Below are 25,844 nucleotides of genomic sequence, written 5' to 3'. Positions count from 1 at the left end.
GGTTCAAAAAAGTAACGAATCGAATGGTAGCATTTGATTCGTTACTTTTTTTCATTACGGGGATATTCCTAGTGATTCGCTTTTTATGAAAAGAAATGCAGATGTTAGAAAAAACATCGTCAAAAGTCACAAAAACAGTCAGTGAAAACCAAAGAATCGGTAATCATTTTTTTTAGAATGACCACTGTCGGCAACATATCGATTATTCCGTAAAACTCACCATAATCAAGGTGTAGAAATATGATTATTCCGTGTGATTACATCTGAAATATCCAGTAAAATCAAGGGTTTTGTTGTTTTTGGTTTGCGAGATAATGATTATTGACGATTGGATAACTATATGTGAAAATTGCACTACGAAATCAATTCGAATACAGACAAACTATACAAAATGTTTAAGTTTATTATTTTGTGTAGTTTGTATGAAACAAGGATTGAATAACAAAGATGAAGGAGGAAATTGTGGGTATGAGTACACAATCAGTAACAGTCAGGAAGAGAAGTCGATTAAAAAAACACTGGAATGAACAGAAATGGCTTTATCTTTTGTTTTTACCTGGCTTTTTGTACTTTATAATTTTTAAATATATACCAATGAGTGGTATTGTAATTGCATTTCAGAATTTTAGCCCATATGCAGGATTTCAGGGAAGCGAATGGGTAGGACTTTATCATTTTAAGAATCTCTTTATGGGATCTGACTTTATGATGCTGTTAACGAATACACTTGGTATCTCATTACTTAGTTTAGTGTTCTATTTCCCAGCACCGATTATCTTAGCTTTATTCTTAAATGAAATTAGAAGTAAGAAATTTAAAAGGGTGGCGCAGACGTTTGTTTACATCCCTCATTTTATCTCTTTCGTAATCGTTGCTACCTTAACTTATCAGCTCTTTAATATCAGTGACGGTATTGTAAATCAAATTATTGAAGCAATCACAGGAAATACAGTTAATTTCTTAGGTTCTCCAAAGTATTTTAGAGGAATGATCGTAGGCCAGAGCATTTGGAAAGAAACTGGATATGGAACTATTATCTTCCTTGCTGCTCTTTCTGGCGTAGATACACAGCTATACGAAGCTGCAAGAGTAGATGGTGCTGGAAGATGGAGATTGATGTGGCACATTACACTTCCAGCAATTAAGGGAACGATTATTATCATGTTAATTCTTCGTGTCGGTTCCATCTTAAACACTGGGTATGAACAAATCTTTTTAATGTCTAACGATTTAAATATTGCCAAAGCTGAAGTATTTGACACTTATGTATACCGAAGAGGTATTATACAGGGACAATATTCGTACGCAACTGCAGTTGGTTTGTTTAAATCCGTTGTAGGTATGAGTATGGTTCTGACGTCAAACTGGATTGCAAAGAAGAGTGGCGAATCGGGAATTTACTAAGAAAGGAGTCGTTAGAATAATATGGCACAAGCACAAGGAACAAAAATGAAAACAAATAAAATAAAATCAAAAAGCAAAATCAAACGAAGTGTTGGCGATCAAATTATCCAAGTTATCATTTATCTTGGAGTCGGAGGCTTTGCATTATTAACTTTATTACCATTCGTATACGTTATTGCTGGCTCCTTTGCGACAGAGAAGGAATTAACAGAAAGAGCGTTCTTTCTCTTTCCGAAAGAATTTTCCTTAAATGCGTATAACTACATCATTAGTTCAGGTGACATTTTCCATGGTTTAAAGAACTCAATCTTTGTAGCGGTTGCAGGTACCGCAATAAATATGTTTTTTACTACCACATTTGCTTATGCAGTTTCTAGAAAGAAATTCAAACTTCGTAATTTTGGTTTGAATATGGTTTTAATCACCATGTTATTTTCTGGTGGTATGATTCCTAACTACTTATTAATTAGTAATTTAGGCTTACTAAATTCATTTTGGGCATTGTTACTTCCTGGAGCAATTAACGCTTTTAATCTTATCATTGTGAAGAACTTCTTCCAAGAGATACCGAGTGAGTTAGAGGAAGCTGCAAAAATTGATGGATGCAATGATATTAGTATCTTCTATAAAATCATTCTACCGTTATCCAAACCAGTACTGGCCTCAATTTCTCTGTTCTACGCTGTAAGTCACTGGAACGATTACTTTAATGCAATGATTTATATTACTGACCAGAAGAAAGAAGTGGTACAGATAGCACTTCGTAGAATTATCTTTATGGCTGGTGGTATTGATTTATCCGGTGAATCCATTGATTATGGAATCTTTGGTGCACCACCTGAAAAAGCAGTTAAGATGGCAGCTACTGTAGTCGCAACGATACCAATCCTTCTAGTGTATCCATTTATTCAGAAATACTTTACACAAGGTGTTATGGTTGGAGCTGTAAAAGGTTAACTTAATTAAGATAAGGAAAGTTCGTATAGCGTGCTTTTCTGTGTTAAGGGACAGTACCGTATCTGCAACAAGATACAAAATGAGATGGATGTTAATTTAAATTAACATAGATATTTTAAGGAGGATTTATTTATGATGAAGAAAAAGCTATTGGCATTGGGGATGGCTGTAGTAATGATGTTATCCTGTGTAGCATGCGGAAGTAAAACAGGAGACGGGGGTTCTAACAACAATCCAACCAACGGAGCAACACAAGAAGCTGGAGGAGAAACAAGCGAAAAAAAGAGAATCACAATGATGGCGATTGACTATAATGGTTCTCCACTTTCTGCGGAAGGTTCGGAAGAAATTAAGCAGAAAGTATCTGATTATACCAATACAATCATTGATGATAAGACGTTTACTTGGGTAGCAAATGATACTTATACTGAGAAGCTTGGGTTAACTTTACTTGATAAAGATAATATGCCAATGATTATCACAGTGAATGGTCCTGTAAACTCTACGATAGTTCAAGCTGCAAATGCAGGTGCTTTCTGGGATCTTTCTGAATACCTTTTTGACTATCAGAAGTATCCAAATTTATCACAGGCGAACAAAGAAGTATTAGAGCAGGTAACAATTAATGGTCAGTTAATCGGTATTTATCGTGCAAGACCTATCGGCAGAAATGCGGTTGGATACCGTGCTGACTGGGCTGAAAAATTAGGCTTAGAGGCTCCAGAAACAATTGAAGATTTGTATAACATGGCTTATCAGTTTACATACAATGATCCAGATGGAAATGGTAAGGATGACACCTACGGTTTTGCCTTTACAAAAAATACGGCGCCACTAGACATTATTCAAGCTTGGTTTGATGCAGGCAATGGCTGGGTAGAAAAAGACGGAAAGTTAGTTCCAGGTCACCAGACAGAGGAATACATGGAGGCACTAAATTGGTTGCGTAAGATTTATGAAGAAGGCTTAGTAGCGAAAGATTGGCCAGTTCGTGAACCATCTACAGCAACTGATTCTATGAAAAAAGGGGAAGCTGGTATTTTTGTAACAGCTATTGATGATTCAAGAAGAGTTTGGGACTATTTCGAAGATAACAAAATTCCTGCTGCTACAGGCGAGGGAATTGCTTCGATGAACTTTGTAGGTGCGATTGCGAAGGAAGAAGGCGGAGATAAACGTACTCAGGCTACCACGGGTATGAATGGTTTCTATGTAATTACAAAGGCAGCGAAAACGGAAGCTGACTTAGAAGCATGCTTAAGCTTCCTTGATAAGATGTGTGATGATGAAATGCTATTATTATGTGATTATGGTGTTGAGGGTATCTCATATGAGGTAGATACCGATGGTAACTTAGTAAGTTTAGTTCAGGGTAAGGATTTAGCAACAATTCCTCATAATGGTTTAAATCAGTTAACACCATATATTCCTAACCAAGCTATTGTTTCTATGGGTACTAAGAGAACCGATCGTAAGATTCTTGAGGATCAGGTAAAAGAGCAGAACATACAGTATGCCGTATTTAATCCAGCTGCGGGTTACTTAAATAACTCGAAAACTTACTCCATGAATGGAGGTAACTTAGACGAAATCCTAAAGCAGGCAAGAACACAGTATATCTGTGGTGAAATCGATGAAAGTGGTTTAAGAGCAAAGTGGACAGAGTGGGAAAAAGCTGGTGGAGCAAATGTAATTGAAGAAGTAAACGCTCAAAGATAATGAATGTTAAGAGGCTGTGACCAAGCTGGCATATCGCTGCTACCTGGAACAGCCTCTTAAGTGACAGATAAGAGGAACGGGAATCCACCAGTTCGTGTGGCAGGGAAAGGACAAGTTTATGAATTATTATTTTCCAATCGAAAAAAGTATCTATTCCAAATATAAGACTGACACAAGAGCAGTCATTCATCAGATGATAGAAAGATATCATGGAGATAATCCTTTGGTACCTGTGACGTATCATATCTATCCAAAAGGTAATTTTCACATTACCGAAGATTATCTAGATGAAGTCAAACTACATGAGAAGTTTCCAAAGATGGAAAATGAAAGCTATGCGTATGCATGGGCTAAACTAGATGCTATGCAGGAGGGAATGTTCCATCTAAGACTTGGCGTTTATGGACCAGTGTTTCTTTATGTGAACGGAGAGCTTTGTTATCGCAGTTCTTTATATGGAGAGCGCTTTAGTGACAGTCTCGCGGATGTTGCCATTCCTTTGAAAAGGGGTAGCAATAGTCTATTATTTTTGTGTATCAAAACACCACTTGGATGTGGCATTCGCATTGGAAGCAGTTCCTATAAAGGCAGAAGAATTCAGTTTTTTGCGCCATCCAAGGAAAGAAAGGGGATGGGTGGTTTTATCTACAGTGAACCGGTAAAGAAACCTCTTTCTTCACTTCCTAAACTTTGGGATTCGGAAAAAACGACTGGTCTTTCTTGGTATCCTGACCTAGAATTTAATAAGGAGGAAGAAATTCTCACTCCAACAGAGCGAATTTTTGTTGATCCAAATCAGAATAATCTACATGCTGCTTCACCTGAACTTAATAAAAAGTACCTTGTCTATACCAAGGTGGAAACGACAGTTGAACGATCTGTCTCTCTCTCGGGCCAAGTGAGTGGAGAGGGAAAATTATATATAAAATCAACCGAGGATGAAACGCTCCTTGAAAAAGAAGTAAGTGAATCCTTTACTTATACCTTCCCGTTAAAGGAGGAGATATATCAGGTGGCCTTATTTGGAGTAAAGCCAGTGGTTTCCTGTAAAGAAGCAAGTTGTCCTGTCAAGTTAGAAGGAAATGATTTTAATAAGGACCCTAAATTGCAATTTCTTTATGCAGGCCCATTTTCAGTCCTTAAGAAAGAGGAGCTACTTAAATACTTAGAGGTCAGAGTACCAATGATGACAGAGAAGGGAATGGACTTTTGGTATGTAGATAAAAAATCCTGCCGAGTACGTCCTTATAATGAGGGTGTGAATTTTGGGGAGTGGTCTTATCCTTTGGGGGTTACGCTTTATGGTATGCTTCAAGCAGGGCGCGTTTTTGAAGAGGAGTCCGTGGTTTCTTATGTGGGCAGCCATTTTGAGAAGGCAGCAGGTTTTTATGAGTATTGTATGTGGGATAAAGAAGAGTACGGTGCAGCACCATTTCATAACCAGATAACAACCTTAGATTGTCTTGATGACTGCGGTTCCTTTGGTAGTGCGATGTTAGAATATAAAAAAGACCATGACTTATACGATGGAGAAGTCATTGCAAAGGTAATCGGTGATTTTATCAAAGAAAAGCAATACCGTTTAACAGATGGTACCTTCTATCGTGATCATTGTTATCTACCAATTATGAACAAAACAGTGTGGGCGGATGATATGTACATGAGTATACCTTTCTTATGCCGCTATTATCAGAAGACCAAAGAAGATAGTTATCTGGCGGAAGTAATACACCAGGTGAAACGTTTTTATCATTATCTGTTCATGCCAGAGCTTCAGATTATGTCTCATATCTATGATGTGAATTATAGCATACAGACCAAGGTCCCTTGGGGAAGGGGAAATGGGTGGACGATCTTTTCTATTACAGAGCTTTTGGAAGTACTTTCTCCAGAGCATAAAGAGTATAGCGATATTATTCAGATTTATCGCACCTTATGTCAGGGCTACTTATCATTACAGGATAACGAAGGAATGTGGCATCAAGTACTAACTATGCCAGAGTCTTATCCAGAGACATCTTGTACTGCGATGTTTGTTTATGCTTTCTCCAGAGGTGTTCGATATGGATGGTTTGAAGAAAATACTGCCTACGAGAATGCAGCGCTGAAAGGCTGGGAAGCCTTATGTAAAACTTCCATTGACCAACAGGGAAATCTCTTTGGTGTATGCCGTGGCTCTGGTTATTCCTTTAGCAAAGAATACTATGCGAATGATTTGACTTGGAATATTAATGACAATCATGGAACAGGTATTGTGATATTAGCAGGAGTTGAAGTAGAAAAGATGAAGGGGAGGAATATGGATGCAACAAGAATTTAATGTTCTTGATTTTGGGGCTTGCAGGGATGGAACTTCTCTGACAACGAAAGCAATACAAAAAGCGATTGATGCTGCTGCCCTTTGTGGCGGTGAGGTAGTACTTCCAGCAGGTACTTATTTGACAGGTGCCCTATTCTTAAAAAGCAACATCTCTTTTCATCTTGAAAAAGATGCTGTTTTACTAGGAACAATTAGAGAAGAGGAATATCCATTTGTATTTTCCAGGGTTGCTGGAGTTGAGATGGAATGGCCCGCAGGGATTCTAAATGTTTTTCATGAGTCCAATGTCAGAATCTATGGAGAGGGAATGATCGATGGACAAGGAGAGTACTGGTGGAATAAGTACTGGGGCACAGATCGTCATGGTGGCATGCGAAGAGAATATGAGGCAAAAGGGCTTCGCTGGGCTGTGGATTATGATTGTACCCGAACAAGAAATGTCATAGTATTCGAGAGTTATGACATTATCCTTGAGGATTTTTCCTGTATTCGCTCTGGTTTCTGGAATGTACATCTTTGCTATAGTGAAAATGTTACCGTACGTAATCTGACTATTGATCAGAATCAAGGACCGAGTACCGATGGCATCGATATTGATTCTTGTAAGAAGGTCTTGGTGGAAAACTGTACAATCTCTTGTAATGATGACAATATATGCATTAAGTCAGGTCGAGATGCAGATGGGTTGCGAGTTAACCGTATCTGCGAGGATGTGATAATACAAAATTGTAAGCTGCTACTAGGTGCTGGAATTACACTTGGAAGTGAGACTTCAGGTGGTATGAGAAATATTACTGTTCGTGGAATAGAATTTGATGGTACTCAATGTGGTTTTCGGTTAAAATCTGCTAGAGCCAGGGGCGGTATATTGGAACAGGTTACGGTAGAAAACTTAGAGATGTTGGATGTTGCATACCCATTTAGCTTTCAATTTAACTGGAACCCAGCGTATAGTTATTGTGAAGTCCCAAAGGATTATGAGGGTGATATCCCAAAGAGTTGGGGATTATTAACTGGAAAGGTTTCCGAGGAAGAAGGAATTCCCCATGCTAGAAATATTGTGATTCAAGGTGTGAATGCAAAATATCGCAAGGAATATGAGGGAGTATCGGAAGCATTCGATATCCAGGGATTTGAAGATGCACCATTTGAGAACTTTACCTTTGAAGATATTACGATAGAAGCGAAGAATTTTGGACGAATTCATGGGATTAAGAATTTTAATTGGAAGCAGTTAAGATTAACCATAAGGAATAACTAATAAGGAATAACTTATAAAAGAGTATGAATCTATTAAAATATTTTATCTTATGATAAAATAAAGGAAGAGACAGGAGTGCTGAAACTATTACTTGCATATATTTTGGCACTCCGATTTTATACTTAAGGAGTAGAGTAATTATGATTTCATTAAAAGGACTATGGAAGTTTAGAATAGACCCCAAAAATGAAGGGGTTACAAATCATTGGGAAAGAGAGAATTTTAAGGACAGCATTCGAATTCCCGGTGTATTGCAGGAGCAAGGTTATGGGGAAGAGGTATCCCGTCATACAGAATGGGTGGAGGGATTAAGTGATCCCTTATGGTATCTAAGAGAAGAGTATCAGTATGAAAATGCAGGAAAGGTAAGAATACCTTTTTTAAGCCAGCCACCGAAAATCTATCGTGGAAAAGCGTGGTATCAGACTATCATCAGTGCAGAAGATATTACGGAGGGAAAATGGTATTCCTTATTTATTGAAAATACCAGATGGAGAAGCCATATCTGGTGTGATGATACCTACGTTGGAGAAGATTTTAGCTTATGTACTCCGCATGAATTTTCACTCGGATTTTTAAAAAAGAAGGATTATAAGCTTACCATATGCTTAGATAATAGTATGCAGCTTCCTTACCGTCCGGATGGACATGGTGTTTCAGATGCACTTTGTGCAGGCTGGAACGGAATGGTTGGAAGAATAGAATTACATAGCCATTTAGCGGTTTCTATCAATGAGGTGAGAGTGTTTACGGATATTGATCGAAAGAAAGCTACTTTTGAAATAACCATTGAAAACCATACAAAAGAAACGATAAATTCCTCTATTGCGATAGTAGAAGACAAGAAAAATTCGCAAACTGCTTCACTTACCACGCATCATAATCTATCGGTTATGTGTCAGGAAGGAGTTACTCTTATAACTTTGACAAAGAACTATGATCAAGACACAAAGCTTTGGGATGAGTTTTCTATGAATCTTTTAAAGGAAAGCATCTCTTTAACGAGCAGTTTTGGTACGGAGACAAAAGAAATTACATTTGGTTTTATACAGGCTAAATCGAAAGATGGGATTTTTCTTGTAAATCATCGTCCTACCTATTTTAGGGGAACACATTTTGGTGGAGATTATCCTATCACCGGATATACGGATTGCAGTTTTACATTTTGGCAGAAAGTGATGAAAGTAATAAAAGAATGGGGGCTAAACTTTATGCGCTTTCATTCTTATTGCCCACCAGAAGCAGCATTTGTGGCAGCTGATGAGGAAGGAATTTATCTTCAAGTGGAATGTGGAATGTGGAATAGTTTTGAACCAGGGGATCCGATGCTTAAGGTCGCTAAAATGGAAGCGGATAGGATTCTTCGTGCGTTCGGAAATCATCCATCTTTTGTGATGTTATCTCCAACCAATGAACCAAAGGGCGAATGGCTAGAGCCTTTAACTGAATTTGTAGCTCATTGCAAAGCAATTGATTCCAGAAAATTGTATACGATTCAATCTGGCTGGCCATATCCGATCGAACCGAAACAGGTGACAGGAACAGATTATCTTTACTTCCACCGCTCAGGTTTTGGTTTAGAACCGGGGGGAACGATAAGAAATTCAGGTGGATGGAAAGGTGCTGATTATAGGGAATCGCTTAAAGATGTAACACTTCCGGTTATCTGTCATGAACTTGGGCAATGGTGCTCTTATCCTGACTTTTCTATGATAGATAAGTTTACCGGATACTTATCTCCAAGTAATTTTGAAGTATTTAAAGGCTCAGCAAAAGCACATGGAGTGGAAAAGTACTCCAAAGAGTTTCAATACCATTCTGGCAAATTACAGAGCTTAATGTATAAAGAAGAAATAGAAGCAAATCTAAGAACTCCTCATTTGTATGGATTTGAATTGTTAGATTTACATGACTATCTTGGTCAGGGGACTGCTTTGGTTGGTGTACTGGATGCTTTCTGGGATGAGAAAGGCTATATCAATGCGATGGAATGGAGAAGATTTTGTTCAAAGACAGTACCGCTTGCAAGGCTTGCAAAATACGTTTACGAAGCTGGTGAGACGGTCACAGCTTCTGTTGAAATCAGCCATTTTGGAGAAGCAGAACTTTATCAGGCTACGGTATTTTATGAACTAAGGGAGGGGACTGCACTAATTAAGAAAAGTATCTTAAATAAACTTAATATTCCGATTGGAAAAAATATTGAGGCGGGTACAATAAAGCTTTCACTTCCCAATAATAAAGAAGCCTCTGTTTATGAGCTAAGTGTTTGTATTGAGACACAGGAAGGAGAATGTTTTGTTAATAGCTGGAGATTATGGAGTTATCAAAATTGTCGTAAGGAATTGAAAGAATCCAATCAGGTATTCTATACGAAGGACTGGGATGCTGCTAATCAAGCATTAGAAGAGGGAAAAAAGGTCTTATTTAACCCATGTGCAGATTCTCTAAGCTATGATTGTCCGAAATTAAAATTCAAACCTGTCTTTTGGAATGCACAGATGGGTCCAACTTGGGCAAGAGGGCTAGGCATTATCTGTGATTTAGCCCACCCGGTGTTTCGTCAGTTTCCAACAGAAGCCTATGCCGAATGGCAGTGGGAAGAAATCTTAGATGGTACCAGGGGAATCAATCTTAGTCGTTTTGGGGGAGAGCTTACTCCTGTCATTCGTGTGATAGATGACTGGAATAGAAACTATCCCCTGGCACTCCTTTTCGAAGCAAAAGCTGGGAATGGAAGTCTGCTTATGACTACGGTGGACTTTCCATTAGAATCAGAGAAAGAAAATTCACTGGTAGCTAATGCACTCTTGAAAAGCATTCTTAGCTATATGGAGAGTGAGGAGTTTGCTCCGGAGGAAAGAATATTATTTGAAGATATGAAAGTAATTTATCATGAAAATCATACGATGGAATTGCTGGAGGTATCAGCGATACTAGAAGAGGATGAAACACAGGATATTCAGGTAATATGCAATGGTAATGCGGAGGACTTTATGCTAGTCAAAGGTCATCCAGCTCACATAAGATTAGAAATGCCCAAAGCACATACGTTCTATGGTATATTATATGTCCCACGCCAGAATCACAGAGAACATGAGGGAGATATAAAAGAGTACCGAGTAGAGTATCAAAAAGAAGAGAACTGGGAGTTTTTATGTGAAGGACAATGGAATAGCTCATTTTCACCAAAGACCATTGCCTTTCCTAGGACTGTGACTACGTCAGCGATTCGTTTTACTGTGTTATCTGGATTTGGGGGAGAGCATGTAACCAGATGGCAGCTTGAAAAAGATGGTTGGCATCAAACAATCGGAGCATATTCCGATCCCTATGTATCAATTGCATGCCTTACTCTATTAACGGATGAAAAGCTTGATAAGTGGAAGAGAGCAGTTAAAAATTCAAAAACAGACGTAAAGAGCGAGACCACAGATATAGAGAATTAAAAATAAGAGGATAAGAAACAATGGTAGGATATTATGACAAGAGGCTCCGATCCCATAGCTTACATTGATAATCACCTAAGAAGTTAGGTATTTAGCGAATTGCTATAATATTCCAGAGAAACAAGTGTTGACTTTTCAGTAGGTTGTCCTTTATCCTAGTTATGAATAAGAAAAGTTTATAGTGCTAGTTTTCTGTACTTATGGGAAATGTTACTTTGTGCTAAATTAGCAAATATACTTTAATTGAGAGGATACGAGCGTGAAGAAAAAGGATATTATTTTACTATTGGTATTATTAGCGATTGTTGGTGCAAGCTTTTTAGCATATTGGTGGATGTCAGGTGAAGTTGGTGAGTATGGTCAGGTTGTAGTAAGTATGGAAGGAGAAACCTTTGGTACGTACTCCCTATATAAAAATCAAACCATAGTAATACCTGGCAGACTTGGTGACAACGTATTAAAAATAGAGGATGGATATGCAAAAATGGAAAGCGCAGGATGTCCCGATCAAGTTTGCGTAAATCACACAGCGATTCACAATAAAAATGAAATGATAATATGTTTACCAAATGAAATTATTGTAGAAGTTACCGAAGGGGAACAATCAAAGACAGATGCCATAGCGCAATAAGAAGATTATAACATTGTTTCAAAGTGTAAGAGAAATCATAAAGCAGATTTTTTCTTTTATAAAGTGATAAATAAAATAAGGTATAAGTATATCTTGTAGACTGTAAGAAAGAACTCTTGGAAACCGAATAACCCATTCGGTTTTCAAGAGTTTTTTTAACAGCTTCTTAACACCAATACAGGTGCTACAGGATTGAAGGTGGGACTAAGATAGATTATAATGAACTCTATAAGATATCCATAATATTACATAATGTAACAAAGGAGGTGTGAAATGGCAGGCGAGATGTTACATCGGGTGCGTGAGGTTGAAGAGTTAGCAAAAGAGAAAGAAAATGTAGCGGTAGCAAGAGGAAGCAAGATGTTAGAACATGCAAATGAAGAAGTAAAAACGCATCTAACTGGGGTTAGGAAAGGGGAAGAGGAACTTATCAAGAGCGCTCTATTAGAAGCAAGGGAATATCAAAAACTTCAATTAGAGAATGCCTTGATGGAGGCAGAGAGGGAAATTGAGTATTTTACTAGGAAAAGCAAGGAAAACAAAAAGAAAACAATCGATTATATTGTAAAGGAAGTGTTACATAGTGTCAGTGCTTAATATGCAGAGAATTCAATTGTGTGCACTGAAGAGAAACCGAAAAAAACTGCTTACAGCACTTCAGCGATGTGGCGTGATGGAAGTTACCGATGTCGGTACGGAAGACAGTATGTTTGATTTTCATAAACAACCAGAGGCCGAAAACCTTGTGGCAGAGGATATGCAAATAGCGAAAGAAGCTCTGCAAGTGATTGATACCTACGGTAGTAAAAAGACAAAGGTTTCTTCGCTTACAGGAAGGAAAGCACTCACAACGGAAAAGTACGAAGCTTACGAAATAGAATACAACCATATAAAAGAGCGTGCGTTACGAATAACGCAGCTTGCAAGATTAATTACGGAAGAAGTCCAAGAAAACAGGAAACGAAAGGCACAGCTTGAGGCACTCGTACCGTGGATTACTCTTACGATACCTTTTAGCTGTACAGAAACGAACTGTACGGCTGTTTTTTTTGGTACTTTACCAAATGCATGGGAGAAATCAAACATAGAAAATCTTTTTTCAAGTTCTTCAGCCACAGAGAAAAACATATTGGTAGAGGTAATAAGTTCAAGTAAACTAATGACCTATATCATGGTAATTTGCCTAAAGCAACAAGCAGTAGAAGTTCATTCTATTTTAAGAGACGCCTCTTTTTCTCAAAAAATTTCCAATAGCAAACTACCGCCTCGGAAAGAAAAAGAAAAATTAGAGGAAGAAATCTTAATTTCAGAAGATAAGATTTCAGAATACATTGATCTAATCAAAGAATATGAGCAGTATCAAGAGGAGTTTCAGTTTCTGTTCGATGATGCACAAGTTCGTTTAGAACAGTGTGAGGTCATGAAACATCTTATTGAGACAGAAAAAGTATTCGTTGTAAGCGGATACATTCCAAAAGCTGAAATAGCCAAAACAGTAAAGAGCTTACAAGAAAAATGTGATGTTGCGATAGAGATTATGGATCCAAGCGAGGAGGAAGAGGTTCCTATCTTACTAAAAAATCCAGCATTCTCAAAACCACTTGAGGGAACAGTGAAAGCATATAGCTTGCCAGGAAAAGGAGAAATAGATCCTACAACGGTAATGTCCTTTTTTTACTACGTTCTCTTTGGATTAATGTTAGCGGATGCGGCTTATGGGGCAATTATGGTATTAGGCTGTACTTTTGCTCTCTTAAAGTATAAAAATATGGAGAATTCTTTAAAAAACTCACTTAAGATGTTTTTATATTGTGGAGTCTCGACTATGTTTTGGGGAGTAATGTTTGGCAGTTATTTTGGAGATATGGTCGATGTTGTCTCAGAAACCTTTTTTGGGAGTAGGATTTCTATTCCTCCCTTATGGTTTTTCCCTGTGAATGAACCAATGAAAATGCTTGTATTTTCAATGCTGTTTGGAGTTGTACATATTTATACTGGATTAGCTATGAAATTATATCAATGCATAAAACAAAAAGATTATAAGTCGGTTCTTTATGATGTGATTCTGTGGTATATCGTACTGACTGCTTCCATTGTTTTATTGCTATCGGTGGATGTATTTACGAAGACCTTTGGACTTAACTTTCAGTTTAGTAAGCAAGTGGGGGATATTGCACTAGTCATAGTGTTAGTCTCTTCGATTGGTATTATATTGACAGCTGGGAGAGAATCGAGAAATCCAGTGAAGCGATTACTAAAGGGCTTATATGGTTTTTATGGTATTACAGGCTATTTAAGCGATGTCTTATCTTATTCTCGTCTATTAGCTCTTGGTTTGGCTTCTGGTGTCATTTGTACGGTTATTAATAAAATGGCATCCATGGTGGGTGGAGGAATTATTGGAGTTATTGCATTTATTCTGATCTTCCTTGTTGGTCATGCAATCAACATTGGTATCAATGCTCTTGGCGCTTATGTGCATACGAATCGTTTGCAATATGTAGAGTTTTTTGGAAAGTTTTATAATGGCGGAGGACGTGAGTTTCGTCCATTTACCATGAGAACAAAGTATTATAAATTGGATAAAGGAGAGAGATAATATGAACTTTTTAGTGATGAATGGAATTGATAAGGTAGATAATCTAGGTGTTATTTTAGCTTTATTGGGAGCAGCACTTGCAGCACTTATGGCGGGAATCGGTTCTGCGATTGGAGTTGGTAAGGCTGGAGAAGCAGCGGCAGGCGTATTAACAGAAGATTCATCAAAATTTGGAAAAATTCTAGTTCTTCAATTGCTTCCAGGTACTCAAGGAATCTATGGCCTACTGATTGCCTTCCTTACGATGACGAAGGTCGGTGTATTAGGTGGAGACAGTGATTTATCATGGCAAAAGGGTGCTCTTTTTTTGTGTGCATGTCTTCCAATCGCGATCGTTGGTTTAGTCTCTGCGATTGCACAGGCTAAGGCATCTGTTGCCAGTATCGGTGTGGTTGCGAAAAAGCCGGAAGAGTTTGGTAAAGCGATGATTTTACCAGCAATGGTAGAAACTTATGCTATTCTAGCTTTACTAATTTCTCTTTTAGCAGTGAGTGGTGTAAGCTCCTTGACCCTGTAAAGAGTAGGCAGGAGGGCTTATGACTGGATTAGAATCGATCATTAAGAAGATTGAAGATGAGGCAGCAATAACTTCTATAGAAAGGCTAAAAGCTGCAGAAAAGAAAGTAGAAGAAATCAATGAGGAAGCAAGAAAAGAAGAAGCTAAACTTCGATTAGAAGGAGAGAAAGCAAGAGAGGATTTACTTCAAAACAGCAAAAAGCAGGCAGATTCTACAGCATTAGTAGCTAAGAAAAATAGAATTTTAGAAGCAAAACAAAAGCTGATTTTGGAGGTTATTCTTCAGGCGAAGGAGAGTATTCTTTTGTTACCTGAAGAAGAATATTTCGAGTTAATCCTAAAATTGCTGGCTACGCTTGATTTAGGGCATGACGGAGTCTTATGCTTTAACCAAAGGGATTTAAAACGCTTACCGGACGAATTCATAGAGGCTTTGAAAAGCAGGAATGAACAAAGAACGGAAAGTAAGTTAACAATAGCGAAGGAGCCGGTGAATATAACCGGAGGTTTTTTATTAGAGCAAGGATATATTACTCATAATCTATCGATAGAAGCTTTATTTGAAGAAAAACGTGATCAATTACTCGAACCCATTGCATCTCTTTTATTTGCAGCAGAGGGAGAGATAAATTAACGAGGAAAAGCATTCTTGCAGGAAATGGAGTGATTATACATGGCAGATACGATGTATTATTATGCGGTCGCACGTATTAGAGTAAAAGAGCTTTCCTTGTTAAGCGTTTCTTCATTAGAGCAACTATTAGCTTGTAAAGATTATGAGGAATGTCTTCGTTTATTAAAAGAGAGAGGATTTGGAAAACTATCTACTGAGAAAGAAGCAGAAGATATCATGGAAGCAGAGTATCAAAAGGCATATCAATTGTTCACAGAACTTGTAAAAGATGAGACGGTATTACGAGTGTTTCAGATTCCATATGATTTTCATAATGCGAAGGTAGCAATAAAGTTAATTTATGCAGAGAGTAAAGGAAGAGTGGAAGAACAAGCATTTTTAGAACGAGGAAGCCTGCCTTTTCAAGAAGTATTAAAGAGCATTCGTGAAGGAAAGTTTGAGATACTCCCTCCCATGTTAGCAGATTGTGTAAAAAAAGCATATGAGGATTTGTTACATACAGGAGATGGACAATTATGTGATGTCTTTCTAGACGCTGCTTGTCTTACTGCACTTTCTCGTGCAGGGAAGGAAAGTAAGGTTGAATTACTTTTAAATTATACGGAAAAAAAGCTTGCCTTTGCCAATATGACAATCGCGTATCGCGCCTGTAAGGCAAAGAAGAGTCAGGAATTTTATGAGATAGCTTTAGTTCCGTGTGAAACGCTTTCAAAGCGAGAGTTGATTACAGCAGCAAAAAAGGGAGAAGAGGAGTTAATCTCTTATCTTCAAAAAACAGTGTATACAGAAGGAGCAAGGTCATTAAAACTATCGTATGCGGCATTTGAGCTCTGGTGTGATAATGAGATTATGCAGATGTTAAAAGGAGTGAAGCATTTATCCTATACAGTTGCTCCAGTGGTCGCTTATTATCTGGCACGTGAAACTGAGATTAAGATGGTAAAGCTGATACTCTCCGGAAAGAGAAATTCATTGCCGGAACAGCTCATCAGGGAAAGGATGAGAACATTATATGTATAGAGTAGCAGTCTTAGGAGATAGAGATAGCACCTATGGTTTTGGAGCTTTAGGACTTACAGTTTTTCCAGTAGAGGAGGAAGAAGAGGCAAAAAGGGTACTGAAGGAACTTTTGAAAGAAGACTATGCCATCATTTATATTACGGAATATTATGCGTCCAAACTTTCAAGTCTTTTGGATAGCCATAAGAATATTGCACTTCCTGTCATCCTCCCTATTCCTGGTATCGCTGGAAATACGAAGAATGGGGTAACCAGAATTAAGAAAATGGTAGAACAAGCAGTTGGATCGGATATCATATTTAGAGAAGAAATGTGAAAAATCATATGGATGGAAAGTTTGTATATTAGGAAGAGGCAGGTGTGAAAATAAATGAGTAAAGGTGTAATCAAAAAGGTTGCTGGTCCCTTAGTCATAGCGAAGGGAATGCGTGATGCCAATATGTTTGACGTGGTTCGTGTTAGCAGTCAAAGATTAATTGGTGAGATTATTGAGATGCATGGTGAGGAAGCATCCATACAAGTATATGAAGAAACGTCTGGTTTAGGACCTGGAGAGCCAGTGGAATCAACTGGTTACCCACTCTGTGTAGAATTAGGACCTGGATTAATCGGCTCTATTTTTGATGGAATTCAACGTCCATTAAATGAGATAATGGAGAGAACAGGGAATAATCTAGAAAGAGGAATCGAGGTACCTTCGTTAAGCAGAGAACGTAAGTGGAACTTTGAACCAATCGCTTATGTTGGATTGGAAGTTTGCGCTGGTGATATTCTTGGAACAACAATGGAGTCACCAATTGTAGTACATAAAGTATTAGTACCAAATGGAGTTCATGGTATCATTACAAAGATTTTTGAAGGGGAACATACGATTGAAGAAACCATAGCTGTTATAAGAACGGAGAATGAGGAAGAAGTATCCGTATCAATGTTACAGAAGTGGCCCGTAAGAATTGGCAGACCATTTAAAGAAAAACTCGCACCTCAGATGCCACTTGTAACTGGACAGCGAGTGATTGATACTTTATTTCCTATTGCCAAAGGTGGTGTTGCAGCAGTTCCAGGACCCTTTGGAAGTGGTAAAACCGTTGTACAGCATCAATTAGCAAAGTGGGCGGAAGCTGATATCGTAGTATACATCGGTTGTGGAGAACGTGGAAATGAAATGACAGATGTTTTAAATGAGTTTCCAGAATTAAAAGATCCAAAGACAGGATATTCGTTAATGGAGCGTACGGTACTAATTGCTAACACTTCGGATATGCCAGTTGCTGCGAGAGAAGCATCGATCTATGTTGGGATTTCAATAGCAGAGTATTATCGGGATATGGGATATTCTGTTGCATTAATGGCGGATTCTACTTCTCGGTGGGCAGAAGCATTAAGAGAGATGAGCGGACGTCTTGAAGAAATGCCTGGAGAGGAGGGGTATCCAGCCTATCTTGGAAGCCGTTTAGCACAATTTTACGAACGCGCGGGTCGTGTCATCTCTCTTGGTTCTAGCAACAGGGAAGGAGCTTTATCCGTGATAGGAGCAGTATCACCACCTGGTGGTGATATTTCAGAACCGGTTTCTCAGGCAACGCTGCGTATCGTGAAGGTCTTTTGGGGACTTGATGCAAACCTCGCCTATCGTAGACATTTCCCTGCGATTAACTGGCTAACAAGCTATTCATTATATGCAGATAAGATGGGGAATTGGTTTAATAACGAAGTCAATGAAAATTGGACGTCACTTCGTTTAAAGATAGTAAAATTGTTACACGATGAATCTGAACTAGAGGAAATAGTAAAGTTAGTTGGTATGGATGCACTGTCCTCAGAGGATCGATTAAAGTTAGAAGCTGCTAGGTCGATCAGAGAAGATTTTCTTCATCAAGATGCGTACCACGAGGTAGACACTTATACAACATTAAAGAAGCAATATCGAATGATGGAGCTAGTGCTGTATTTTTATGATGCTTCGTTTGCTGCTCTTAAAAAGGGAGCATTCATTGATGCCTTAGTAAAATTACCGGTAAGGGAACAAATTGGTCGTTTTAAATATGAAAAAGAGGAACAACTAGATCAAAGGTATGAAGCAATAAAAAATCAGATAGTAAAACAAACGGAGCAGTTGGTAGGAAGGGAGGATGCCTAATGCCAAAGGAGTATAAAACAATACAAGAAGTTGCAGGCCCTTTGATGTTAGTAAGGGGTGTTACCCAGGTTACCTACAATGAGCTTGGTGAAATAGAACTAACAAGTGGGGAACGAAGAAGATGTAAAGTTCTTGAGATTGACGGTGAAAATGCTCTCGTTCAATTATTTGAGAGTTCAACAGGGATTAATTTATCCGATAGTAAGGTGCGGTTTCTTGGCCGCGGTATGGAGTTAGCAGTTTCAGAGGATATGCTCAGTCGTGTATTCGATGGACTTGGTCGTCCAATGGATGGAGGTCCAGAAATTTTGCCAGAGAAAAGAATGGATATCAATGGCCTTCCTATGAATCCAGTCGCAAGAAACTATCCGAAGGAATTTATTCAAACGGGAGTATCCGCAATCGATGGTCTCAACACCCTGGTTCGTGGTCAAAAGCTTCCTATTTTCTCGGCAAGTGGCTTGCCGCATGCAGAACTTGCTGCACAAATAGCACGTCAAGCAAAGGTAAGAGGAACGAATGAAGCATTTGCGGTTGTTTTTGCAGCGATGGGAATTACGTTTGAAGAAGCAAACTTCTTTACTGAAAGTTTCAAAGAATCAGGAGCGATTGATCGAACGGTAATGTTTGTAAATTTAGCAAATGATCCAGCGGTTGAGCGAATTGCAACACCAAGAATGGCTCTTACTGCTGCTGAATATCTAGCATTTGAAAAGGATATGCATGTGCTTGTTATTTTAACAGATATCACGAACTATGCAGATTCCTTACGAGAAGTTTCTGCAGCAAGAAAAGAAGTACCTGGTCGTAGAGGCTATCCAGGATATATGTATACAGACCTAGCATCTTTATATGAAAGAGCCGGTAGACAAAAGGGAAAGAATGGAAGTATCACAATGATCCCAATCCTTACTATGCCAGAAGACGACAAAACTCATCCAATACCTGACCTGACCGGATATATTACGGAGGGGCAGATTATCCTAAGCAGAGAACTATATCGACAGGGAATCATGCCGCCAATTGATGTATTACCCTCCCTATCGAGGTTAAAGGACAAGGGAATTGGTGAGGGGAAGACGAGAAAAGATCATGCCAATACAATGAATCAATTATTTGCTGCATATGCAAGGGGAAAAGAAGCCAAGGAATTAATGGTAGTGCTTGGTGAGGCAGCACTGACTGACATTGATAAGCTATATGCGGAATTTGCCGATTCTTTTGAAAAAGAATATGTCTCGCAAGGATATTATAATAACAGAGACATTGAAGAAACATTGAATCTTGGGTGGAAACTATTATCTATCTTACCAAGGACTGAGTTAAAGAGAATTAAAGATGAATACCTTGATGAGTATTATGGTAAAACAGTGGGGGTGTAAGATATGGCAAGCACTCATGTTAATCCGACCCGGATGGAGTTAACAAAACTTAAAAAGAAGCTTTCAACAGCTAGGAGAGGACATAAATTATTAAAAGATAAACGGGATGAATTAATGCGTCAGTTCTTAATTCTAGTGAAAGAAAATATGCAGTTAAGAAAAGAAGTCGAAGAAGGAATCTTACATGCGAATGAAAACTTTGCTCTTGCTAGAGCTATGATGCAGGAGGAATTTCTAGATGCTGCGATGATGGTTCCTAAACAAGAGGTTTATCTTGAGGCGAGTACTAAGAATGTTATGAGTGTCGAGATACCGAACTTTGAATATCATACGAAATCCTCTGATCTAAGCGATATTTATCCCTATGGATATGCCTTTACATCAGGTGACTTAGATGATGCTGTACATTCACTATCCGTGGTATTACCTAAGATGCTACGACTTGCGGAATGTGAGAAAGGTTGTCAGTTGATGGCAGCGGAAATTGAAAAAACAAGACGTCGGGTCAATGCATTAGAGCATGTTTTAATACCGGATATGATGGAAAAAATAAAGTACATAATGATGAAACTAGATGAAAATGAGAGGAGCACGCAAATAAGATTAATGAAAGTGAAAGAACTTGTACTGAAAGATGCACTTGAAGAGAGAAAAAGAAAAGAATAACGGCTAAATTGGGGATCATCTATTTGATATAGTAGGTGATTCCTTTTTTTTATACCAAAATTTCCTGCATCAAATTTTTCATTTGTGACTAGGGAAAGCAATTGAATTATGAAAAGGCAGATAATCCTATGGAAATATATTTTCAAACAATAATTTTTTTAAATTTGCAAATAATATGATTAGTTAAATTATTAATAGTATTTCATAGATTCATAAGGTTCATCAGAGAGAAAGTTTGGAAATCTCGAATTAAAAATATAGAATGAAGCCTATCGGCGATGCCACTTTCTTATCCCTGATAGCACAGTCCAATGAAAGGGCAGAAAGGGAACTGATATGAATAAACAAAATGGTAGGACAATGAAGTATTTTCAATTGCTACTTCTTTTTTTTCTATCTATTGCGATGATTTCTTGTTCTAAAGATAATAGGAAAAATCATGATGAGGTTATTTCACCTGATTCTATTTACCAGGAGATAGGAAATACCCAAGTGATCAAGGAATTTAATGGGATTACCAAAATATCTGTCTATTATCCTAAAATAGGGGATGAGGTAGTGGATCAAAAAATTATGGAATATGTAAATTCCATTGTAACGGATTTTAAGAATGAGGTGATGCTAAAACAAGAGCAAGGCGAGATAGCCTTCGATTATACCCCAAGACTAGCGGTTCAATATGAGACCTATGCTTCCTATCCGAATATCTACAGTATCAAATTTCGTATTTTAGAAGGTATGCCATGGGAAGAGAAAAAAAGAGATTTTGTTCAAACTTTATGTTTTCAAGTAGAAGAAGGGAAAAACCTTAGATTAGAGGATATTATTGCTACCTCTTTCCAACAAGACTTTTATGATCAAGTGATACACCAATTAAAAACAAAGGAAATCTACGGCAAATATTTAGATGAAGATATGATACAAAACTTGGTCATGAATGCAGTTCAAAATGGATTACAATTTACTTTAACGCAAGATAAAATCACCGTATACTTTCCTAAGTATGATTTATTAAGTGGGTTGTCCTTATCACCTACAACGTCGATAGCAATTACCGCAATATCAAAGAACTTATGCTTGGATGAGCAAGGGAAGCTATTATTAGGTCGTAAAATCGATCCAGATAAACCAATGATTGCATTGACCTTTGATGACGGACCACATGATATTTATACGGTGAGAATTTTAGATGCTCTTAAGAAATACGGAGGAAAAGCAACCTTCTTTGTCCTTGGACAACGGGTTGACAATCATAGTAAAGTATTAAATCGTATGATTAAAGAAGGTAGCGAAATAGGAAATCATTCTTATTCTCACCCTTTATTAACCACATCTACAGTAGAGAAAATCAAACGAGAAATAGCAAAAACACAAGAGGCTATTATACGTTGTACTGGATATACGCCCAAACTAGTACGTCCGACTTATGGTGCTGTGAATCAAACCGTAAGATCAGCAATTCATTATCCGATGATAGAATGGTCAGTAGATACAGAAGACTGGAAATCAAGAAATGTTGATATGATAGTTAAAGAAGCAATGAAAGGTGCAAAAGATGGAGCTATTATACTGATGCATGATGTTTACCCAACTACTGCAACGGCAGCAGAAAAAGTGATTCAAAAACTAACAAAAGAAGGTTATCAGTTGGTTACAATTTCGGAGTTGTTTGAATACCGGGGTACAGGACTAAATGCAGGAAAAGAATATTTCTCATCAAAATATAGCAAATAATAATCACTAGAATTTTAATATACAGAATCGAAAGTATGAGAGTGAAAATCTTTCTTTTAGGTTTTCACTCTCATACTTATATCATTCTTTCTATCCTATTATTATCTTAGATTCTTGATTTAGAAATTAACCTAGGGTTAATGATTGTGTTAAAAAGTTTGTGTAAACTCTACTTTTAATAATTTGACCTGTATTATTAGGGATACATTTTATAAGTTCAATATCAGTATTGATAATTATATTAAGTTTCTAAATAGTCTATGCATCATATAATAGATTTATATAATACATATTAGATAAGCATCTAATATAATTGACAAGAAGAGAATTTGTTTGTATAATGTGAAATATATTAGGAGAAAATTGTTTATAATACTTGAAATGAAATGACAATATATGGTATAAAAGTAATATTAATGTAAGGAGATTACTGTTTGAGGTATTATTGAGTATAGAAGGAGAATATTATCTATGTTGGAAAAAGACATAATTACCAAACCAGACTATCTTGAAGAAGCAATCAATTGCTATACTGCAAAAGAAAATAAATTTGAGATATTGAGTAACTATGAGAAGTTTGGAATGACCCAGGAAGAGATGCTAGAATATATTCAACCTATTCAAGATTTTTGTAATCAAGTGAAAGAACAGTTTAGTGTTGTAATAGAAGAATTTCCAAAGCTTAAAGCCTTACTAAAATTGACGGATACAGAAATAGAGGAAGGTTCTATTTTGTTGTTATACTATCGTAATCTGCTAAGAATAGATGAGGGCATTGGGGAATTCACCGTGGAAGATTTGGCATTTGTTAACATGCTAAATAAGGATCAGTATTCAGAGACAATATCGGATGAGAAAGTATATGTCAAAGATGTTACTGAATTAATTCTATTTTTAGATAGTCAAAGCCTTGATGATACATATAAAATGCGATTGATTAATTTGTATATGGACCGTAAAGTGATTAAGAATCAATTAATGAAATTAAAGCGTATAGCAGAAGACTTAGGACAGAAATCCTATCCTATTGTTAAGCATATCGTTGAGGCAGAATTAGTCCGTATGAGGGAGCCGGATTATTTAGATGAAGTATTAAAAGAATCTATCCTTATTCATATAGAGAGTGGTAAAAAATTTATTTTAATTCCTAGTATCAGCCAATATAATGCACTTGGTATGGAATATGTTGATGATACTTATTATTTTCATGTGGGTATTTATTTGGTCGAGCTAGTAAAAAGGAGTAATCAGAATAGATTTAATGATGCACAGCTTGTTGCAGATCTAAAAGCAATTAGTGATACAACAAGATTAAAAATGCTTCACATGTTATCTATGAAACGAATGTACATTCAGGAAATGGCAGAAAATCTAAAGCTAACGCCTGCCACTGTTTCTCACCATATTAATATACTGTTATCGGAGGGATATGTCTTATTAACAGTGGATGCATCAAAGTCTAAGAAAGTATATTATGAGCTAAATCAAGAGAAATTGGAGGGTTTAAGTAAATCTATCTTAAATCTTACAAATAAATATTATTAAGGGGAGGATCTAATGGAATCTGAGTCAAAGTATCCAATTTTTAAAACAATTGGAAAGATGCTTGCAAATGTGAAACGACAAAATAAGGCACTTTTTGCATGGTTATTTGTTTACACAATTGCAGCAGCAATCTATCCGTTTTTTGGAATAGTATTGCCAAAATTATTAATAGGGGAGCTTGTTTTAGGAGATTTAGCAGATGTTAAGACGGTCATCATCATCATTGTAGGCTATCTGCTCCTTGCTTCCATGGTGGGATTTATTAAAAGTTATACATCTAACTGTGCTTATCCAAGAATTACTAGGCTTCGTATTGATTATATCGGTGAAATTTTCGATAAGATAGTAAGTGCAGATTATCAATTCATGGAAGACTCAACGTTCTTTGATAAAAATGACCGAGCAATGGAAGCAACAAGTTCGAATAGTAATGGTGTAGAGGGGGTTTATCATAAACTATTTGATATACCGGCTGTAATGATATCGATTATTGTACTTATAGTTTTAATCGGTATGATAAATCCACTGATTTTACTAGGCCTTCTAGTAAACCTTCTTGTAACGATTTACATTAGTAGGAAGGTGCATAAACAGGAATATAAGCGAAAGGAACAACTAGCAAAGGCTGACCGAAAAAAACGATATTACTACCAGACGACTCATGATTTTTCCTATGGAAAGGATATTAGGCTCTATGGTTTAGCTGGCAGAATCTTATCCAATTATGATAAGGAAATCAATGGCTATATCGCTGTCAAAAAGCAAATATTTAACAGAGAGTATGCTTTAGGTTTCTTAGGATTATTTACATTACTACTCAGTGACGCTCTGACCTATGGTATTTTAATTAAAAAAGTAGTGGATGGAATGTCAATTGCTGATTTTTCAATGTACCTAGCGGCAGTGGTGAGTTTATCTGCAATGCTAAAGAATTTCTCAGAGCAGATAAGTTATGTAATCAATGAAACACATTATGTCTACGATTTCTATAATTTTTTAGACCGTGACTTAGGTGCAAAAGGTGGTAAACACAAGTCAATTAAGGATGATACATTAGAAATCGAGTTTGATAATGTAAGCTTTAAGTATCCGAATACGGATCGATACATAATTAAAGACCTAAACTTTAAGATTAACAAAGGAGAACGACTAGCGATTGTTGGTATTAATGGAGCAGGAAAAAGTACCATAGTGAAATTAATGATTGGCTTGTTTGATGTTACTGAGGGAGAGATACGAATTAATCAGATTCCAATCAAGCAATTTGACAAAAAAGAATTATATAATATGTTTGCTGTTGTTTTTCAAGATATTAATGTACTTGCATTTACAGTGAATGAAAATGTAGCATGTACCTCCGAAGAGATAGATGAAACTCGTGTTATCAAATCTCTTGACCGAGTAGGTTTGACAGAGAAAATCAATGAATTACCAAAAGGTAGAGAACAGATGATGTTAAAGATAATTGAGGCTGATGGAACGGAGTTTTCAGGTGGTCAAAGCCAAAAACTTGCCATTGCGAGAGCTCTTTATAAAGACAGCTCTATGGTAATTATGGATGAGCCAACCGCTGCGCTCGATGCCCTTGCCGAAGCTGAAATCTATGAGAACTTTAGTGAATTAGTCAAAGGTAAAACAGCCGTTTATATATCACATCGTCTTGCCAGCACAAAATTCTGTGACAAAATCGCTCTTTTTGACAAAGATGGTTTAAAGGAATACGGTAATCATGAGGAGTTGATGAAATTAGGCGGATCCTATAGTCAAATGTTTTCTGTGCAAGGAAAGTACTATACAGAAGGGAGGGAACGTCGAGAGGAAGACTTCTCGGCTATGAACGATGAACTCAGTGAAGTGCTTTAAAAT

19 protein-coding genes are annotated in these 25,844 nt (G+C 37.2%); all 19 read left to right on the top strand.

Features of this window, described 5'->3' with window-relative positions:
- The first annotated feature begins 468 nt into the window (after positions 1-468).
- The 19 genes from CC92_RS0106615 to CC92_RS0106525 all read left to right on the top strand — a co-directional run bounded on the left by CC92_RS0106615 (position 469) and on the right by CC92_RS0106525 (position 25,841).
- On the top strand, positions 469-1,404 hold the full coding sequence (locus tag CC92_RS0106615) for an ABC transporter permease (protein WP_029503740.1): 936 nt from the start codon (positions 469-471) through the stop codon (positions 1,402-1,404).
- A 21-nt stretch (positions 1,405-1,425) separates the two neighbouring features.
- Complete coding sequence (locus CC92_RS0106610; RefSeq protein ID WP_242841358.1) at positions 1,426-2,361, top strand: carbohydrate ABC transporter permease; 936 nt, start codon at positions 1,426-1,428, stop codon at positions 2,359-2,361.
- 132 nt (positions 2,362-2,493) lie between these two features.
- The gene (locus CC92_RS0106605; RefSeq protein ID WP_029503742.1) at positions 2,494-4,080 is read left to right on the top strand and encodes an extracellular solute-binding protein; all 1,587 of its coding nucleotides are present in this window, start codon (positions 2,494-2,496) and stop codon (positions 4,078-4,080) included.
- 118 nt (positions 4,081-4,198) lie between these two features.
- Positions 4,199-6,400, top strand: a complete 2,202-nt coding sequence (locus tag CC92_RS0106600; RefSeq protein ID WP_155998396.1) for a glycoside hydrolase family 88/105 protein — start codon at positions 4,199-4,201, stop codon at positions 6,398-6,400.
- Positions 6,384-7,661 (top strand): glycoside hydrolase family 28 protein, encoded by a 1,278-nt coding sequence (locus CC92_RS0106595; RefSeq protein ID WP_029503744.1) that lies wholly within the window; start codon positions 6,384-6,386, stop codon positions 7,659-7,661. Before CC92_RS0106600 ends, CC92_RS0106595 begins: the two co-directional genes overlap by 17 nt.
- Before the next feature lie 140 nt (positions 7,662-7,801).
- A complete protein-coding gene (locus CC92_RS0106590) occupies positions 7,802-11,110 on the top strand; it encodes a discoidin domain-containing protein (RefSeq protein WP_029503745.1) in 3,309 nt (1,102 codons plus the stop codon).
- Between the two features lie 259 nt (positions 11,111-11,369).
- Positions 11,370-11,741, top strand: a complete 372-nt coding sequence (locus CC92_RS0106585) for a NusG domain II-containing protein (RefSeq protein ID WP_029503746.1) — start codon at positions 11,370-11,372, stop codon at positions 11,739-11,741.
- A 273-nt stretch (positions 11,742-12,014) separates the two neighbouring features.
- Positions 12,015-12,338 (top strand): hypothetical protein, encoded by a 324-nt coding sequence (locus tag CC92_RS0106580; RefSeq protein ID WP_029503747.1) that lies wholly within the window; start codon positions 12,015-12,017, stop codon positions 12,336-12,338.
- Positions 12,325-14,340 (top strand): V-type ATP synthase subunit I, encoded by a 2,016-nt coding sequence (locus CC92_RS0106575; RefSeq protein WP_029503748.1) that lies wholly within the window; start codon positions 12,325-12,327, stop codon positions 14,338-14,340. The genes CC92_RS0106580 and CC92_RS0106575 overlap by 14 nt, the downstream gene beginning before the upstream one ends.
- Before the next feature lies 1 nt (position 14,341).
- On the top strand, positions 14,342-14,857 hold the full coding sequence (locus tag CC92_RS0106570) for a V-type ATP synthase subunit K (protein ID WP_081841910.1): 516 nt from the start codon (positions 14,342-14,344) through the stop codon (positions 14,855-14,857).
- Between the two features lie 19 nt (positions 14,858-14,876).
- A complete protein-coding gene (locus tag CC92_RS0106565; protein WP_029503750.1) occupies positions 14,877-15,491 on the top strand; it encodes a V-type ATP synthase subunit E in 615 nt (204 codons plus the stop codon).
- Positions 15,492-15,530: 39 nt separating this feature from the next.
- The gene (locus CC92_RS0106560) at positions 15,531-16,511 is read left to right on the top strand and encodes a V-type ATPase subunit (RefSeq protein ID WP_029503751.1); all 981 of its coding nucleotides are present in this window, start codon (positions 15,531-15,533) and stop codon (positions 16,509-16,511) included.
- The gene (locus CC92_RS0106555) at positions 16,504-16,827 is read left to right on the top strand and encodes a V-type ATP synthase subunit F (protein ID WP_029503752.1); all 324 of its coding nucleotides are present in this window, start codon (positions 16,504-16,506) and stop codon (positions 16,825-16,827) included. Before CC92_RS0106560 ends, CC92_RS0106555 begins: the two co-directional genes overlap by 8 nt.
- A gap of 54 nt (positions 16,828-16,881) precedes the next feature.
- A complete protein-coding gene (locus CC92_RS0106550; RefSeq protein ID WP_029503753.1) occupies positions 16,882-18,651 on the top strand; it encodes a V-type ATP synthase subunit A in 1,770 nt (589 codons plus the stop codon).
- The gene (locus CC92_RS0106545; protein ID WP_029503754.1) at positions 18,651-20,033 is read left to right on the top strand and encodes a V-type ATP synthase subunit B; all 1,383 of its coding nucleotides are present in this window, start codon (positions 18,651-18,653) and stop codon (positions 20,031-20,033) included. Before CC92_RS0106550 ends, CC92_RS0106545 begins: the two co-directional genes overlap by 1 nt.
- 3 nt (positions 20,034-20,036) lie before the next feature.
- Positions 20,037-20,699, top strand: coding sequence for a V-type ATP synthase subunit D (locus CC92_RS0106540; protein ID WP_029503755.1), 663 nt, complete (start codon positions 20,037-20,039; stop codon positions 20,697-20,699).
- A 336-nt stretch (positions 20,700-21,035) separates the two neighbouring features.
- The gene (locus tag CC92_RS21500) at positions 21,036-22,433 is read left to right on the top strand and encodes a polysaccharide deacetylase family protein (protein WP_051650796.1); all 1,398 of its coding nucleotides are present in this window, start codon (positions 21,036-21,038) and stop codon (positions 22,431-22,433) included.
- Positions 22,434-22,904: 471 nt separating this feature from the next.
- Positions 22,905-23,978, top strand: coding sequence for an ArsR/SmtB family transcription factor (locus tag CC92_RS0106530; RefSeq protein ID WP_029503757.1), 1,074 nt, complete (start codon positions 22,905-22,907; stop codon positions 23,976-23,978).
- Between the two features lie 12 nt (positions 23,979-23,990).
- Complete coding sequence (locus CC92_RS0106525; protein ID WP_051650797.1) at positions 23,991-25,841, top strand: ABC transporter ATP-binding protein; 1,851 nt, start codon at positions 23,991-23,993, stop codon at positions 25,839-25,841.
- Positions 25,842-25,844 lie beyond the last annotated feature (3 nt).

Source organism: Lachnoclostridium phytofermentans (assembly GCF_000733755.1).
GTDB lineage: Bacteria > Bacillota > Clostridia > Lachnospirales > Lachnospiraceae > Lachnoclostridium > Lachnoclostridium phytofermentans_A.
The sequence above is the reverse complement of the archived record's forward strand: the minus strand, read 5'-3'. Positions and strand labels throughout refer to the sequence as shown.

What these genes read in the sequence shown, in the direction of transcription:
- CC92_RS0106610 (WP_242841358.1), top strand. Translation starts at nt 1,426, where the DNA reads ATGGCACAAGCACAAGGAACAAAAATGAAAACAAATAAAATAAAATCA.
- CC92_RS0106530 (WP_029503757.1), top strand. Translation starts at nt 22,905, where the DNA reads ATGTTGGAAAAAGACATAATTACCAAACCAGACTATCTTGAAGAAGCA.
- CC92_RS0106525 (WP_051650797.1), top strand. Translation starts at nt 23,991, where the DNA reads ATGGAATCTGAGTCAAAGTATCCAATTTTTAAAACAATTGGAAAGATG.
- CC92_RS0106590 (WP_029503745.1), top strand. Translation starts at nt 7,802, where the DNA reads ATGATTTCATTAAAAGGACTATGGAAGTTTAGAATAGACCCCAAAAAT.
- CC92_RS0106565 (WP_029503750.1), top strand. Translation starts at nt 14,877, where the DNA reads ATGACTGGATTAGAATCGATCATTAAGAAGATTGAAGATGAGGCAGCA.
- CC92_RS0106560 (WP_029503751.1), top strand. Translation starts at nt 15,531, where the DNA reads ATGGCAGATACGATGTATTATTATGCGGTCGCACGTATTAGAGTAAAA.
- CC92_RS0106550 (WP_029503753.1), top strand. Translation starts at nt 16,882, where the DNA reads ATGAGTAAAGGTGTAATCAAAAAGGTTGCTGGTCCCTTAGTCATAGCG.
- CC92_RS0106540 (WP_029503755.1), top strand. Translation starts at nt 20,037, where the DNA reads ATGGCAAGCACTCATGTTAATCCGACCCGGATGGAGTTAACAAAACTT.
- CC92_RS0106545 (WP_029503754.1), top strand. Translation starts at nt 18,651, where the DNA reads ATGCCAAAGGAGTATAAAACAATACAAGAAGTTGCAGGCCCTTTGATG.
- CC92_RS0106595 (WP_029503744.1), top strand. Translation starts at nt 6,384, where the DNA reads ATGCAACAAGAATTTAATGTTCTTGATTTTGGGGCTTGCAGGGATGGA.
- CC92_RS0106605 (WP_029503742.1), top strand. Translation starts at nt 2,494, where the DNA reads ATGATGAAGAAAAAGCTATTGGCATTGGGGATGGCTGTAGTAATGATG.
- CC92_RS0106580 (WP_029503747.1), top strand. Translation starts at nt 12,015, where the DNA reads ATGGCAGGCGAGATGTTACATCGGGTGCGTGAGGTTGAAGAGTTAGCA.
- CC92_RS21500 (WP_051650796.1), top strand. Translation starts at nt 21,036, where the DNA reads ATGAATAAACAAAATGGTAGGACAATGAAGTATTTTCAATTGCTACTT.
- CC92_RS0106600 (WP_155998396.1), top strand. Translation starts at nt 4,199, where the DNA reads ATGAATTATTATTTTCCAATCGAAAAAAGTATCTATTCCAAATATAAG.
- CC92_RS0106570 (WP_081841910.1), top strand. Translation starts at nt 14,342, where the DNA reads ATGAACTTTTTAGTGATGAATGGAATTGATAAGGTAGATAATCTAGGT.
- CC92_RS0106555 (WP_029503752.1), top strand. Translation starts at nt 16,504, where the DNA reads ATGTATAGAGTAGCAGTCTTAGGAGATAGAGATAGCACCTATGGTTTT.
- CC92_RS0106615 (WP_029503740.1), top strand. Translation starts at nt 469, where the DNA reads ATGAGTACACAATCAGTAACAGTCAGGAAGAGAAGTCGATTAAAAAAA.